This window comes from Yersinia sp. 1652 StPb PI (genome assembly GCF_041538345.1).
GTDB classification, from domain to species: Bacteria; Pseudomonadota; Gammaproteobacteria; order Enterobacterales; family Enterobacteriaceae; genus Yersinia; species Yersinia enterocolitica_E.
On record NZ_JAULSM010000001.1, the window covers coordinates 2,354,229 to 2,368,947 of the forward strand.

Here is a 14,719-nt window from a genome sequence, read left to right on the forward strand (position 1 = left end):
TATGCTCAAATTATAACGCCAACACTTACCGTGATTGTGGAGATAATTTATGAACAGTTTTCTAAATACCCCCCATGCAGTGTGGTTGCACATTGGTGCAGGCTCCTTCCACCGTGCTCACCAAGCCTGGTATCTACACCGGTTACGGGCCATAGGCGATAATCGTTGGTCTATTGCTCTGGCTAATATTCGGGATGACACGACCCCGTTGCTCAATGCATTACAAGCCCAAAACGGCGAATACACCTTGGAAACCGTGACACCAGGGGGGGAGCGTCAATATGAAAAAATCACATCAATCCGCAAAATCATCCCTTGGGATAAAGAACTGAGCCAATTGGTAGCACAAGGTAGCCTGCCAGAAACGCGCGTTATCTCCTTTACCGTGACCGAGGGCGGTTACTACCTGGATAACCAATTTAACCTGCAACAGGATAATGCGGATATCCAGGCTGACCTCAAAGGTGATTGCCGCACAATATACGGTGCTATCAGCCGTATCTTGCTGCAACGCCAACAGATGCAGAACGGGCCAGTGACCTTGCTGAACTGCGATAATTTGCGTCATAACGGTGAGCGTTTCCGCCATTGCCTGCTTGAGTTCCTCGCACTTCGCGACCAGCAAAGCTTGCTCAGTTGGGTGACAAGTCAAACCCGTAGTCCCAATACCATGGTTGACCGCATTACCCCGCGCCCCGCTGATGACATCGCACCACGGGTGCTGGAACAAACCGGTTTCGCTGATCTGGCACCGGTTATGGGGGAATCATTCATCCAGTGGGTTATTGAGGACGATTTTATTGCCGGACGCCCAGCATTGGAGAATGTGGGTGTAGAGATGGTGGAATCAGTTCTGCCGTATGAAGAGGCAAAAATCCGCATCCTCAATGCCAGTCACAGTTGTATTGCCTGGGCTGGCACCTTGCTTGGGCAAAGTTACATTCATGAAAGTACCCAGACTGACGCTATTCGCCAGATGGCCTATGACTATGTGACTCAGGATGTCATCCCATCACTGTCGCCAAGCCCACTGGATCTTGCCAATTACCGTGATGTGGTGCTGGACCGTTTCAGTAATCCGTATATTCGTGACACCAACCAACGGGTGGCGGCAGATGGCTTTTCCAAAATTCCCGGATTTATTACGCCTACATTGATGGAGTGCTACCAACGAGGTGATACCCCAGCAGCAACCGCGATACTACCCGCATTATTCTTCGTATTTATGGAAAGTTGGCATCAGGACACCCTGCCGTATGAATACCAGGACGGAATACTGGACGCCGCCGCCGTCCATGCCATGTTCCAATCAGCTGATCCGGTAGGTCTGTTCGCTCGCGACAGCAAGCTATTTGGGCCACTAGCCAGTGACAGCCAGTTTGAACAGCTGCTGCGCCAATCGATTGACCGGGTAAATACCTGGCTCGTTGCTAACCGTTAATCATCGACAAGGAATTGCTATGTATCTTGGACTTGATTTAGGGACGTCAGAAATTAAAGCCATGGTGATTGATGACCGGGGCCAGATTCTGGCCAGTGAAGGCGAACCCTTGACCGTGCAGCGCCCACATCCTTTATGGTCGGAGCAAAATCCCACTGACTGGTGGCAGGCGACACAACGGGTTATTGGCCGCCTGCGCCATAAAATACCCCAGCGCTGGGGTGAGATCCTCGCGATTGGCCTTTCCGGTCAAATGCATGGCGCGGTGCTGTTGAGCCGCGAGGATCGTATCTTGCGACCGGCTATTTTGTGGAATGATGCGCGCTGTGCCGAAGAGTGTGATGAGTTGACCCGCAATGCCCCACAGTTACATCAGATTGCCGGAAATCTGGCGATGCCAGGCTTTACTGCACCGAAACTGCTGTGGGTTGCTCGCCATGAGCCGGAGGTGTTCGCACAACTGGCGACGGTACTGCTACCTAAAGATTATCTGCGCTGGATGATGAGTGGCGATAAGGTCAGTGATATGTCTGATGCCGCCGGAACGTTATGGTTGGATGTCGCCAGGCGCGACTGGTCGGACTCTCTCCTGGCTGCCTGCGGATTATCCCGCGATATGATGCCGCGTTTGATTGAAGGTAATGAACCCAGTGGTTACCTGAAAGCAGATATTGCGCGCGAGTGGGGCTTAGCCGATAAAGTGATTATTGCTGGCGGTGGTGGCGATAACGCAGCCAGTGCCGTTGGGATTGGTGCCATCAATCCTGGTGATGGCTTCATCTCTCTGGGCACGTCCGGTGTATTGTTTGCCGTTAATGATTGCTACCGGCCCAATCCACAATCTGCCGTTCATGCCTTTTGCCATGCTTTGCCGCATCGCTGGCATCAGATGAGTGTCATGCTGACCGCAGCCAGCGCCCTGCGCTGGTTGTGCCAACTGCTGGGAACCAATGAAACCACCCTTCTATCCGAGGTGGCGCAACTCAGTCGGTCAGAGCAGCGGCTGGCACCAGTTTTCCTGCCTTACCTTTCAGGCGAACGCACCCCCCATAACGATCCGCTGGCAACCGGCGCGTTTCATGGCATGACTCATGCGACAGACCGTGCGGCGCTGGGATATGCCGTGCTGGAGGGGGTGACTTTCGGTATTGCTGATGGCCTGGCGGTGTTACAGCAGGCCGGTACCCAACTGAGCCAATCCTCCTTGATTGGTGGTGGTGCACGCAGTGTGTGGTGGGGGCAATTGATGGCTGACACCCTTAACCTGCCAATTGTCACCCACAGCGGTGGGGAGGCTGGTGGGGCTTTAGGTGCCGCACGTTTAGGGTGGCTCGCCAGCGGCGGTGATGAGCAGGAGGTGTGCAGCAAACCACAAATCGACCAACGCTTCATCCCTGATGTTAACCGGCAAGATGCCTTGTTTGCCCGCCTTGAACGCTATCGACTGCTCTATCAACAGCAGCGGCAGTTACGCCAACAACTGCCGCAATAACCATCTAAAAAATAAAGATATAACAAGCCCGGGCGAGCCTATCGCCCTTTTTCTCTGTCCCTATAACCGTTGCTCCTACCAGCAACTCAACCAGCCGGCGCTCAAGCGCCAGAGGAACTTACTATGCAAAAAAAACCTACCCACTGGTTTGGTTTGCCAATGAATTTGTTCTGGGGTTACATTGCCATTGCCATTTTTATGAGCGGCGATGGATTTGAAATGGCCTTCTTATCCAAACATATTACTGATATGGGCTTTTCTCCGGCACAATCAGCCTTTGTGTTTACACTCTATGGCCTAGCTGCTGCCATTGCCGCCTGGAGCTCTGGTGTGGTTGCAGAGATCATCACGCCACAACGCGCCATGCGGATTGGTTTTGTGCTGTGGGTGGTCATGCACTGCTTATTTATGGTATTCGGTTTAGGCATTAAAAGTTATCCACTAATGTTGCTGTTCTATGGTATTCGTGGGTTGGCCTATCCGTTATTTATCTATTCATTTGTTATGTTAATTGTCCAAAACGTCCCTAAACAGCAACTCTCTTCTGCCATGGGTTGGTTTTGGGCGATGTATTCAGTCGGTATCGGTGTCATAGGGAGCTATTTGCCCAGTTTTACCATTCCGGTGATGGGTGAAACCGGTACGTTGTGGTTTGCCATTGTCTGGGTCATGGCCGGCGGTATGATGGCGTTGATATTACTGCGCAATGTTGGCACTGCCAGCCCTAAAGCATCACTCTCAAATAAAGAAAAAATCAAAGAGTTGTCTCGGGCCGTCACTATTCTGTTTACCAATAAAAACATCTTCTTATCCTGTTTAATCCGCATCATCAACACCCTGTCATTATTTGGTTTTGCCGTTATTATGCCGCTCCTGTTCGTTGGCCGACTTGGTTTTACCATGTCTGAATGGCTGCAAATCTGGGCGGTGTTCTTCTTCGTGACAATTTTCACCAATATTATGTGGGGGATCTTGGGCGAAAAAATTGGTTGGATGCGGCAGGTGCGTTGGTTTGGCTGTATCGGTTGTGCCCTTTCCAGTCTGGCGTTCTACTATATTCCGGTTCATTTCGGCCATAATTTCTGGGCGGCCCTGATCCCGGCAGTAATGTTGGGGATAACCGTAGCCGCTTTCGTTCCGATGACCGCGGTATTCCCGGTATTGGAACCGGAACACAAAGGTGCAGCCATCTCGATTTATAACTTGTCTGCGGGTCTGAGTAACTTTGTTGCCCCGGCGATTGCCTCGCTGGTGTTACCTTTCTTCGATATTGTTGGCGTGGTGTGGGTTTATACTGCGCTGTATCTGATTGCTGCTGTGCTGACCCTGATTGTTAAAGTTGAGCAACCAGGGCATGCAGATACCTATTATCGCAAAGAATCACTCGATAGCCTCGCGGGGCATCCTGCTACGGCCAGTTTACACCCTGAGCGCTAGCGGGTTATTTTTAAGCTGAGGCCAATACCGTCGAAATCAATATTTCAGCAACCCGAAGTTTAGACATAAAAAACGCCCGTGCTGAGACGGGCGTTTTCCATAGCGTCATTGATACCATCATCGCAACAATTAGCGCTGCATCCACTGGCCATTAATACCGCGCACATATTCACCGGCAGCCGCACGGTTAACTAACTTTTGCCCTGCCAGCTTGGCAACATCTTCAGTTGAAATATGGTTTTTCTGCGCCACTTCCTGATATTTCTCTGTTCTGGCAATATTGATTTGCTCTACCAACGCCAGTGTCTCAGGATCTTTTTTGACCGGAGCCAAATAACCACTTAGGGTTTCGCCAACCCGCCCTTGCTGCTTTGCCTGTTCCACTGTCAGGGCGAAAGCCATGGCGCTGAACAGCAAACTGCCACTCAATATCGTCCACCCCAACATCACTCGAATCAGCCTTAGTCTGCCACCAATCCAGCCTGAATTTTGCTTTTTCATCGTGGCTCCTTAAAATAGATTGGATTGATTTTTAAGCAAGTTTTCCACATCTTTATCAACTTTTATCTGGATTTCATGCTCAATCTTGACGTTCATATTGATAGTGATCGGTTTTTCCGGTGTCGCTACCTCAAGGCGTAAACAGCCACTGAGCATCAAAACACCCAAAGCTATTGCCACACGTTCCCCTGTCAAGATCTTCATTCCTTCGTCCTCGCCGGTATCACTGTTGGTTGTAAAGAAAGCGTCTGTTGTAGCCACTCTTGTAAATTGTCACCAAAACGCAGGCTACGCCAGAGTTGGAACACATTTTCCTGATGCTGATAATTCAATACTATCTCACGCTTTGAGTTTTTTTGCGTATTCACACCATGAATCTTCGAGCGTAATGTCAATTGCCCCAAATTATCCAGATCCACTTTGGCATAAGATTGATAAATCTCCATATAGCGTAACCAATCAATCGCGGCACCGGCGACAAAGTTACTATCACCGATTGAATTGGCCAGATCTTGATCGAGGCGCAATGTCACCCTGCCATCGTTAGCAATCCAACCATTACGCACCAACCACTGTGGGTTATTGAGATAAAGAGGCAATTCCCCGTTGACCTTCCCCGACATCGCAAACTGTTTCGGTTGTAGCACCGTAAATAGCTCACTCAAGTCAATGGCAGTTAATTTCAGCACGGCGGCGTCGTGTTGCGGTAAGCGTAACGCGGACAAACTCAGATGGCCGTTAAGAATGTCCATACCGACGTTACTCAAAGTTAACGGTGCATCATCAGAATAGGGATAAGTACCTTGTAAATCAGCAGTAATATTCTGCATTTCAAACAAGTTGCTTATTGAGGCGATACGCAACATCACCGGGTCTTTCGCGCCCAACTGCCAGTGGTGATTCTGCAAGCGATACGACATAACAAAATCTAACCCGCTCATTTCGCCGTCTTTCAGCCACATCCCGCCATTGTTCACCACCCAGTGACCACCGGCGGTAAAGCCTTGTTCTCGGGCTGCCGAAAAGGCCGCCTGAGCATACAGCTCTCCATCACGCAGTTTGATGCCTAATTCTGATGCGATAAGCGGCTGGAATACGGTTAACGATTGTTTCGGCCACCAGCCCTCACCCCGTAACCGCTCGCCATCCCAGCGGCCGCGCAGTGGGATCGGCCCGATCGGCTGCGCCTGCAATTGCCCCTGCCACAGAAAGCTGTTTGGTTCCCGACCATTGAGTTGCAAAGATAATTCAGCGGGAGGTAGATAACCGCCCCCGTCGCTGAACGACACTTTTTTCGCCCCTAACGCAAAACCGGCAATAAAGGCTGGGTGATGGTTATCGCGCTGCCAGGTGAGTGGCTTCACCAATGTCAGTCTTGGTGCCTCAACCTTAACCAGACCATATTGCAACCGATCAAAACCAGTCGAGAGCTGGTCAACGGTGATTAATGTATCGCGCCAACTCCCCTTGCCCGCCATATCCCAGCGAGCAGCCAGTGGCGGCAGGTGACCATTGCCCCAGTAACGCCACTGCCAATAACCTTTGTCCGGCCAAAACTCTTGCGCCTGACCATCCAAATGCAGGTTGAAATTTCCCCAATAGCTGTCTTGTGCATCAACGATGGCTTGTAGACGCCCGCTAACCCCGGCAGCCGTGACCTTGACACCAGCCAATGGCCAGCGAGCATCTCTTATCCGCAATTCAGGCGTCACATTGCCATGCGCGCGCAGTAACGCCCCTGGGTGCAGCACCCACGTTGGGTTCAACACCGAACCACTGAGCAGCCCTGGAATGGTGGCATTAAGCACCATTTTCTCCAGATTAGCCTGACCACTGAGTTGGAATTTTAAATCGCTGTTTATCATGCTCAGATTACCCGGCCCGAGGGTCAACACGGCATTCCCCTTACCGCTCTGCCCAGAGGTAATCACATTAATTCGCGCGTCAACTGAGGTCTGATCCAACCCTTGGTCCCAGTCATGTAACGTCAGGTTAATACCGCCACTTAATGGTTGCTGCGCGTATGGCCATTGCCACTGTCCGTTAACTAGCTGAATTTGGTTTACCGCAACACGCCATGGCAACCGTGCGAGCGGCACATCATCGCCACGCTCAGTGAGCGTCAGCACACCTTGCTGCTGTTGCCAGCTCAAGTTTAGAAGCAGTGGTTTAGACAGATAACCGGTGGTTAGCATCCCCTGTAATTCACCCTGTTCCGGCCAATCATCCAGTGACAAAGGAATCTTTATTTTGCCACTGAGTTCGAAAGGCTGCGGGGTACCAGGAACCGCAATAGAGAATTGATGCAAACTCAGTTGTTGATCCTGATCAAGGGTCGCGGCAAAGCTCAGTTGCGGCCCTTGATAACGTAACTCTTGAATCAATTTAAGCTTATCGGGCGAGGTGAGGGTCAGTTTACCGGCATATTGCTGCCAGGGCGTAATCTGCAAATTACTGATATCCAGATCCAGCACCGATAACTGCTGTTGCCAGTAAGCTAAATTCAGTGGTGCGCTGTCGCCATTAGTCGGTAATTGACTCAAACAGGCGGTATCCAACGCAACATTACCGGCCGCAAGTTGCCAGCGCCCCTGATGGTAGCCGACACTCAATTGATTCATATTAGCGAGGGTGCAGTCTTGTATCGAATAGCGCAATTGCTTGATACGCAGTGCGCCGTCACGCCATACCGGTGGCGTAGCCAGCGTTATCTGACTCCCAACAGGTAACCAATAATGTGCCACTTTGGGTAACCACTGTGGCAGGGTTTTCCATAATGCCATCAGAGAAATTGCGCTGATTAATAACAACCAACCCACTATTTTTGCGCATTTAGCCATGACTCGCCTTGTTTTATCCCCAACCAGACTTACGGTGTGCTTTAATCAAATCACCGCAAGATACCATAATAGATAACGCTACCCTTGCAACTCAGACAAAACTGTTGCCATTGAAAGTTGGCATAAAAACCTTATCTCTTTGGCATGAAAAAGTTACAAGTGCTCTATTTAACTTATTATTGTGGCAAATTGTATGATTTATTCGAATCTGTTAGATTGATCACAATATTTTAGCGGAGATATCGCGATGAAATTAGCCGTTTACAGTACTAAACAGTATGACCGTAAATACCTCGAATTGGTCAACAAAGATTTTGGCTTTGAATTAGAGTTTTTCGATTTTCTGTTAACGCCAAAAACAGCAAAAATGGCTGCTGGCTGTGATGCGGTCTGTCTTTTCGTCAACGATGATGGTTGTCGTGCGACATTAGAAGAACTGAAAAGTGTCGGCGTCGAGATTCTGGCGTTGCGTTGCGCTGGTTTCAATAATGTGGATCTGGAAGCCGCGAAAGAACTGGGAATTCAGGTAGTTCGTGTCCCTGCCTATTCACCTGAGGCGGTCGCTGAACATGCTGTGGGTATGATGATGAGCCTTAACCGCCGAATTCATCGTGCTTATCAGCGCACCCGCGATGCCAACTTCTCGCTGGAAGGGCTGATCGGCTTCAATATGCATAACCGCACTGCCGGGATTATCGGTACCGGTAAAATTGGTGTGGCAACCATGCGCATTCTGAAGGGTTTTGGTATGCGTCTGCTCGCTTTTGACCCCTATCCAAGTGCGCAAGCTCTGGAACTGGGTGCTGAATATGTCGATCTCAAAACGTTATATGCCGAATCTGACGTTATTTCCTTGCATTGCCCGATGACACCGGAAAACCATCATCTGCTTAATAAACAATCATTTGATCAAATGAAAAACGGTGTAATGATCATCAACACCAGTAGGGGTGGTCTGATTGACTCTACCGCAGCCATTGATGCCCTGAAACAGCAAAAAATAGGTTCGCTCGGCATGGATGTGTATGAAAATGAACGTGACCTGTTCTTTGAAGACAAATCCAACGACGTGATTCAAGATGATGTTTTCCGCCGTTTATCTTCTTGTCATAACGTGTTATTTACCGGGCATCAGGCGTTTCTGACCGAAGAGGCGCTGACCAGTATTTCGGCCACCACAATGCAGAATATTGCCCAGTTGAAAAAGGGTGAACCCTGCCCGAATATTATTACCGCCTGATTATTTATACGTTTAACAAGCGGCAGCATGGGATACCCAATAGATTTCGAGCACAGGCAGGTGGCAAACAGAAGTAGCCAATACACCTGATACTTGAAAGATGGCGGGTATCAACGTGCCGGACAAGCGCCGCGCATTAACGCCCATTCTTCACAACGTTTACCATCGGGTAACTGACACATCCCTACGCTGCCACCATTGAGTTGTTTGGCAATGGTTAATACACCACCGGCATTGGCACAATTGACTGCCGCCGGATTGGCCATATTAATATTATGGTGGACACTGGCGCTGGTGGCTTGTTGCACGGGTTCATAGGCATCAACATTATTTAAAGCTGTATCCGTTGGGTCATTGCTGCTACAGGCGGCCAAAAAGAACACAGCGCCACCCACAAACATTGATAATACTTTCATTCTTCTGCTCCGGCATGAGAAAGGCATAAATCTATTGTTTAATGCAATTTCGTCTACGCTAATTGGCTTATATAATATCTGTTATAATTAAAACACAACATAAATAAGCGCAAATTCGATAATTAAACTTAACCTGTAACAAGGTGAATAGCCGAATTATCAAGGTAGTTTGCTGTTAAAAATTTGGCGAAATAACCAAACCGAGACTAATTAGATAGAGAATCAGTTACCTACGATTTGGATAAAAATAAAACGGGAATAACTATGATCACTGATTTACTGCTACGAATAGCCCTTGCCGGATTGCTGGGTGGGTTAATAGGTATTGAACGTCAATTGCGGTCAAAAGAAGCAGGATTGCGCACTCATATCCTGGTTGGCATCGGCAGTGCCATGTTTATGATTGTTTCAAAATACGGTTTCGAGGATTTACTGACACTGGAACACGTCAGTTTTGACCCTAGTCGAGTCGCAGCACAGGTTGTCAGCGGCATGGGGTTCCTGGGGGCCGGGACGATTATGATTCAAAAGCAGATGGTTAAAGGCCTAACAACCGCAGCCGGTATGTGGGTAACAGCGGCTATCGGCCTGGTGATTGGTAGCGGCCTGTATGAAATTGGCATCTATGGCACGCTGATGACACTGGTGGTACTGGAGATCTTCCGCCAATTGAGTAATCGCCTGCTTGGCCAGCACCATTATGTCTCGATCAAACTGTTACCCGAGAGTGTGCCACTTATTCTGGCCGCACTGCAAAAACTGCGACTGCGGCCAATTAACCTGTCAGTGGTACAAAAACGTGAAGAGAAGAATGCCGGTTGTGAACTGACCATGGAAGTGACCTTGTCACCTAGAAAAAGTCTCGATCAGTTTTATGAGACGTTATTGGCTATTGATGGCATACATCAATTAGACATTAAATAGTTGAAAAGGACGTTGTCCTACGTTTCAGTGACACCGACCCTCACCCATTAGCGTGTTATCCCGCCCCACCACGATAACGCGCTAATAGATGAGTTCCGCCTGTATCCTACAGGCGTGATTAATGCATGGGTGTCTTAGACAGCAGATTAATCACCATAACCCCCGCAATGATTAGCGTCATCCCGGCAATGGCTGCCCAATCAAGTTTTTGTTGGTACATAAAGGTAGCGGCGATCGACACCAAAACAATACCCAACCCTGACCAGATGGCATAAGCGATACCCAATGGCATGGTTTTAACCACCTGCGAAAGCCCCCAAAATGCAACACCGTAGCCAATAACCACCACAATTGAGGGTACCAATCGGGTAAACCCATCAGATGCTTTCAGCATCGTAGTCGCCACTACTTCGGCAACAATTGCCATCATTAAATACATGAAACCGCTCATCATCATTTTCTCATTTCAGTATTGGGTCAACATTATGCCCGTCCCATATTAAATGTTCATTAAATCTAATTCAGTTTCACAATTATTTTACAAAAGCACCCATAGGTATTGCTTCGCCAAGCGATATCTGAGCAGCGCAATAAATAGTTTTCTAATTGTAATAATTATTATCCGAATAACATCTATATAAGCTTTGCCAGCGTTACTGGCTTATTTTCTGCATTTTAACTGAAAGCATTTAGCCCCCCAGCCACACAAATTCGATAACTGACAAAAATGCACTCTGCTAGAATTTCAGTATTAGTTCAAATAATTCGTTAACCGTCAGAGGCACCCATTACTACTTTGGTCTCTGCGTGACAAGCAATGTGAAGGTATAAATTAATGATTACTACTGACGGTAACAGTGCAGTAGCTTCTGTGGCCTATCGCGCCAGCGAAGTTATTGCTATCTACCCTATTACACCCAGTTCTACCATGGCAGAGCTTGCTGATGCATGGTCAGGTGATGGTAAAGTCAATATTTGGGGAGACGTTCCCCGCGTGGTTGAAATGCAGTCAGAAGGCGGCGCCATTGCCACTGTGCATGGCGCACTACAAACTGGCGCGCTGTCGACCTCCTTTACCTCTTCGCAGGGATTGCTGTTGATGATCCCCACGTTGTATAAGTTAGCGGGTGAACTGACCCCTTTCGTACTGCATGTTGCAGCCCGAACCATTGCGACTCATGCCTTATCCATTTTTGGTGATCACTCCGATGTTATGGCCGTGCGCCAGACCGGTTGTGCCATGCTGTGCGCCAGCAGTGTACAAGAAGCGCAGGATTTCGCCCTGATTTCACAAGTAGCGACGCTCAATAGTCGCATTCCATTTATTCATTTCTTTGATGGTTTTCGCACCTCACATGAAATCAATAAAATTGTGCCACTCGATGATGACACGCTACGCCAATTATTGCCGCAAAAAGGGATAGATGACCACCGCAGCCGAGCGCTGTCACCGGAGAGTCCGGTTGTGCGCGGTACCTCTGCCAACCCTGATACCTATTTCCAGTCGCGCGAAGCGACCAACCCTTGGTATAACAACACCTATCAGCATGTTGCTGATGCCATGGCCGCTTTTGCCGCGGCCACTGGGCGCGAATATAAACCATTTGAATATTACGGCCACCCACAGGCGGAGCGTGTCATTATCTTAATGGGTTCCGCTATCGGCACCTGCGAAGAAGTGATCGATACTTTGTTGACGCGCGGCGAAAAAGTCGGCGTGCTTAAAGTGCGTCTATTCCGCCCTTTCTCTGCGGCGCAACTGTTGAGTGTCTTACCCCAATCAGTAATAAAAGTAGCCGTGTTGGATCGCACCAAAGAACCGGGTGCACTGGCCGAGCCACTCTATCTTGATGTGATGACCGCATTGGCTGAAGCCTATAGCCGTGGCGAACGCGCCACATTACCGAAAGTGATTGGTGGTCGTTATGGTTTGTCTTCCAAGGAGTTTGGCCCTGATTGTGCTCTCGCCATTTTCAAAGAGTTGACATTAGATCTGCCTCGTCCACGTTTCACCGTAGGGATTTTTGATGATGTTACTGGCCTGTCATTACCATTGACTGATGAAAAGATAGAACAACGCGCCACACTGGAGGCGCTGTTCTATGGCCTGGGCAGTGATGGTTCGGTCTCTGCCACTAAAAACAACATCAAGATAATCGGCAACAGTACCTCACTGTATGCACAGGGTTATTTTGTTTATGACTCGAAAAAAGCGGGTGGCCTGACGGTCTCGCACTTGCGCGTCAGTGAAACGCCGATCAATTCCGCCTATCTGGTCAGCCACGCCGATTTTGTCGGTTGCCACCAGTTGCAGTTTATTGATATTTACCAAATGGCCGAACGGCTGAAACCGGGTGGTATCTTCCTGATTAATACCCCATTCAGTGCAGACGAAATGTGGTCTCGCCTACCACAAGAAGTGCAAGCCGTATTACACCAGCGCAATGCACGGCTGTTTGTGATCAATGCAGCCAAAATTGCCCGTGAATGCAAACTGGGCGCTCGTATTAATACCGTGATGCAGATGGCGTTCTTCCATCTGACACAGATTTTACCCACTGCGATGGCGCAACAGCAGTTGCGGGCCGCGATTGATGGTAGCTACAGCAATAAAGGGCCAGAAATTGTCACGCGCAACTGGCAGGCACTGGATGCCACCCTTGATGCACTGATTGAAATCCCGCTACAACCGATTAATGAAAACAGCCCGATGCGGCCACCGATCGTCTCCGATCAGGCACCTGATTTCGTCAAAACAGTTACCGCAACCATGCTGGCTGGTTTGGGTGACGCGCTGCCGGTGTCGGCCTTCCCGCCTGATGGAACCTGGCCGGTGGGTACGACCCAGTGGGAAAAACGCAATATTGCAGAAAATATTCCTATCTGGCAGCCCGATCTCTGTACCCAGTGCAACCACTGCGTTGCCGCCTGCCCGCACTCAGCAATCCGTGCCAAAGTGGTACCGCCAGAGGCTATGTCTGGTGCACCTGACAGCTTGCAGTCACTCGATGTCAAAGCCCGTGATATGCGTGGGCAGAAGTATGTGTTACAAGTTGCGCCGGAAGATTGCACCGGATGTAACCTGTGCTATGAAGTCTGTCCGGCCAAAGATCGCCAGAATCCTGAAATCAAAGCCATCAACATGCAACCACGGCTGGAGCACCTGGTGGAAGAAAAAACGCACTATGACTTCTTCCTCAAATTGCCGGAAATCGATAAAACCCAAATGGAACGTATTGATATCCGTACGTCACAATTGATTTCCCCGCTGTTTGAATACTCTGGAGCCTGTTCGGGTTGTGGCGAAACACCGTATATTAAGCTGTTGACCCAGTTATATGGCGATCGTCTGTTAATTGCCAACGCCACCGGTTGCTCATCAATCTATGGCGGCAATCTACCTACCACGCCTTATACCACCAACGCCGATGGCCGTGGTCCGGCATGGGCTAACTCACTGTTCGAAGATAATGCCGAGTTCGGTCTGGGCTTCCGCCTCACCGTCGATCAGCATCGTCAGCGGGTAACCCGCCTAATCAACCAACTGGCACCACAGTTGCCGCAAGAGCTGGTCGATCAGTTAATACTTCAGGATGCCACGCCAGAAGTACGCCGTGAGCAAGTCTCTCAATTGCGTCAGCTATTGCGTGACATCCCAGGCAATGATGCTCAACAATTGGCAACGGATGCGGATTATTTAGTCGATAAATCCATCTGGTTGATTGGTGGCGATGGCTGGGCATATGACATTGGTTTTGGTGGACTTGACCATGTATTGAGCCTAACAGAAAACGTCAATGTGCTGGTGCTCGATACCCAGTGTTACTCCAACACCGGCGGCCAGCAATCTAAAGCGACCCCGCTCGGGGCGGTCACTAAATTTGGTGAGCATGGCAAACGTAAGGCGCGCAAAGACTTAGGCGTCAGTATGATGATGTATGGCCATGTCTATGTTGCGCAGATTTCGCTGGGAGCGCAGCTCAATCAGACGGTAAAAGCCATTCAAGAAGCGGAAGCCTATCCTGGCCCATCGCTGATTATCGCTTACAGTCCGTGTGAGGAGCATGGTTATGATTTGGCCTACAGCCATGATCAGATGAAGCAATTAACCGCCACCGGTTTCTGGCCGCTATACCGCTTTGACCCACGCCGCACTGACGAAGGCAAAGCGGCCTTGGCATTGGACTCCCGCCCACCAAGCAGTGACCTGACCACCACACTGCTGAATGAGCAACGTTTCCGCCGACTCAATACCCAAGAGCCGGAGGTGGCGGCACAGTTGTACGCGGCGGCGGAGAAAGACTTGAAAAAACGCTACGACTTCCTGAGCTTACTGGCAGGGAAAACAGAAAAAACCGCCTCTGAGGGATAAGTCCACTCAGTATCAACATCGTTTATCAGCAGGATAACAACGCCTCATTCGGGGCG

11 protein-coding genes are annotated in these 14,719 nt (G+C 49.5%); 6 read left to right on the forward strand and 5 right to left on the reverse strand.

The window, feature by feature from the left end; all coding sequences use genetic code 11:
- The first annotated feature begins 49 nt into the window (after window positions 1–49).
- From dalD to Q2T71_RS10825, 3 genes are all read left to right on the forward strand, one after another.
- A complete protein-coding gene (dalD, locus tag Q2T71_RS10815; RefSeq protein WP_372559078.1) occupies window positions 50–1,441 on the forward strand; it encodes a D-arabinitol 4-dehydrogenase in 1,392 nt (463 codons plus the stop codon).
- Window positions 1,442–1,460: 19 nt separating this feature from the next.
- On the forward strand, window positions 1,461–2,933 hold the full coding sequence (gene xylB / locus Q2T71_RS10820; RefSeq protein WP_372559079.1) for a xylulokinase: 1,473 nt from the start codon (window positions 1,461–1,463) through the stop codon (window positions 2,931–2,933).
- Between the two features lie 123 nt (window positions 2,934–3,056).
- Window positions 3,057–4,370 carry an MFS transporter gene (locus Q2T71_RS10825; protein WP_372559080.1) on the forward strand — a complete coding sequence of 438 codons (1,314 nt, stop codon included), beginning with the start codon at window positions 3,057–3,059 and terminating at the stop codon, window positions 4,368–4,370.
- Between the two features lie 129 nt (window positions 4,371–4,499).
- Here the strand turns inward: Q2T71_RS10825 and Q2T71_RS10830 are convergent, their stop codons facing one another.
- Genes Q2T71_RS10830 through Q2T71_RS10840 form a run of 3 tightly spaced genes read right to left on the reverse strand, consistent with a single transcriptional unit; the run spans window position 4,500 to window position 7,711 of the window.
- A complete protein-coding gene (locus tag Q2T71_RS10830; protein ID WP_083158786.1) occupies window positions 4,500–4,871 on the reverse strand; it encodes a YdbL family protein in 372 nt (123 codons plus the stop codon).
- A gap of 9 nt (window positions 4,872–4,880) precedes the next feature.
- Window positions 4,881–5,075, reverse strand: a complete 195-nt coding sequence (locus Q2T71_RS10835; protein WP_372559081.1) for a YnbE family lipoprotein — start codon at window positions 5,073–5,075, stop codon at window positions 4,881–4,883.
- Window positions 5,072–7,711, reverse strand: coding sequence for a YdbH family protein (locus tag Q2T71_RS10840; RefSeq protein ID WP_372559082.1), 2,640 nt, complete (start codon window positions 7,709–7,711; stop codon window positions 5,072–5,074). Before Q2T71_RS10840 ends, Q2T71_RS10835 begins: the two co-directional genes overlap by 4 nt.
- Window positions 7,712–7,958: 247 nt before the next feature.
- Between Q2T71_RS10840 and Q2T71_RS10845 the strand changes: the two genes are divergently transcribed.
- Window positions 7,959–8,951 carry a 2-hydroxyacid dehydrogenase gene (locus Q2T71_RS10845; protein ID WP_083158784.1) on the forward strand — a complete coding sequence of 331 codons (993 nt, stop codon included), beginning with the start codon at window positions 7,959–7,961 and terminating at the stop codon, window positions 8,949–8,951.
- A gap of 110 nt (window positions 8,952–9,061) precedes the next feature.
- On the opposite strand, the gene Q2T71_RS10850 is transcribed toward Q2T71_RS10845, so the two are convergent.
- Window positions 9,062–9,367 (reverse strand): DUF333 domain-containing protein, encoded by a 306-nt coding sequence (locus Q2T71_RS10850; protein ID WP_083158783.1) that lies wholly within the window; start codon window positions 9,365–9,367, stop codon window positions 9,062–9,064.
- A gap of 264 nt (window positions 9,368–9,631) precedes the next feature.
- On the opposite strand from Q2T71_RS10850, the gene Q2T71_RS10855 reads away from it, so the two are divergent.
- Entirely contained in the window at window positions 9,632–10,291 is a 660-nt protein-coding gene (locus tag Q2T71_RS10855) for an MgtC/SapB family protein (protein ID WP_372559083.1), read from the forward strand.
- Window positions 10,292–10,409: 118 nt separating this feature from the next.
- On the opposite strand, the gene Q2T71_RS10860 is transcribed toward Q2T71_RS10855, so the two are convergent.
- Window positions 10,410–10,742 carry a multidrug efflux SMR transporter gene (locus tag Q2T71_RS10860; RefSeq protein WP_372559906.1) on the reverse strand — a complete coding sequence of 111 codons (333 nt, stop codon included), beginning with the start codon at window positions 10,740–10,742 and terminating at the stop codon, window positions 10,410–10,412.
- Window positions 10,743–11,126: 384 nt separating this feature from the next.
- On the opposite strand from Q2T71_RS10860, the gene nifJ reads away from it, so the two are divergent.
- Window positions 11,127–14,663: a pyruvate:ferredoxin (flavodoxin) oxidoreductase gene (gene nifJ, locus Q2T71_RS10865; protein WP_372559084.1), complete on the forward strand. Its 3,537-nt coding sequence runs from the start codon at window positions 11,127–11,129 to the stop codon at window positions 14,661–14,663.
- The last annotated feature ends 56 nt before the right edge of the window (window positions 14,664–14,719 follow it).

Bases quoted from the DNA above. Each gene is read 5' to 3' on its own strand.
- dalD (WP_372559078.1), top strand. From the start codon at position 50: ATGAACAGTTTTCTAAATACCCCCCATGCAGTGTGGTTGCACATTGGT.
- xylB (WP_372559079.1), top strand. From the start codon at position 1,461: ATGTATCTTGGACTTGATTTAGGGACGTCAGAAATTAAAGCCATGGTG.
- Q2T71_RS10825 (WP_372559080.1), top strand. From the start codon at position 3,057: ATGCAAAAAAAACCTACCCACTGGTTTGGTTTGCCAATGAATTTGTTC.
- Q2T71_RS10830 (WP_083158786.1), bottom strand. From the start codon at position 4,871: ATGAAAAAGCAAAATTCAGGCTGGATTGGTGGCAGACTAAGGCTGATT.
- Q2T71_RS10835 (WP_372559081.1), bottom strand. From the start codon at position 5,075: ATGAAGATCTTGACAGGGGAACGTGTGGCAATAGCTTTGGGTGTTTTG.
- Q2T71_RS10840 (WP_372559082.1), bottom strand. From the start codon at position 7,711: ATGGCTAAATGCGCAAAAATAGTGGGTTGGTTGTTATTAATCAGCGCA.
- Q2T71_RS10845 (WP_083158784.1), top strand. From the start codon at position 7,959: ATGAAATTAGCCGTTTACAGTACTAAACAGTATGACCGTAAATACCTC.
- Q2T71_RS10850 (WP_083158783.1), bottom strand. From the start codon at position 9,367: ATGAAAGTATTATCAATGTTTGTGGGTGGCGCTGTGTTCTTTTTGGCC.
- Q2T71_RS10855 (WP_372559083.1), top strand. From the start codon at position 9,632: ATGATCACTGATTTACTGCTACGAATAGCCCTTGCCGGATTGCTGGGT.
- Q2T71_RS10860 (WP_372559906.1), bottom strand. From the start codon at position 10,742: ATGAGCGGTTTCATGTATTTAATGATGGCAATTGTTGCCGAAGTAGTG.
- nifJ (WP_372559084.1), top strand. From the start codon at position 11,127: ATGATTACTACTGACGGTAACAGTGCAGTAGCTTCTGTGGCCTATCGC.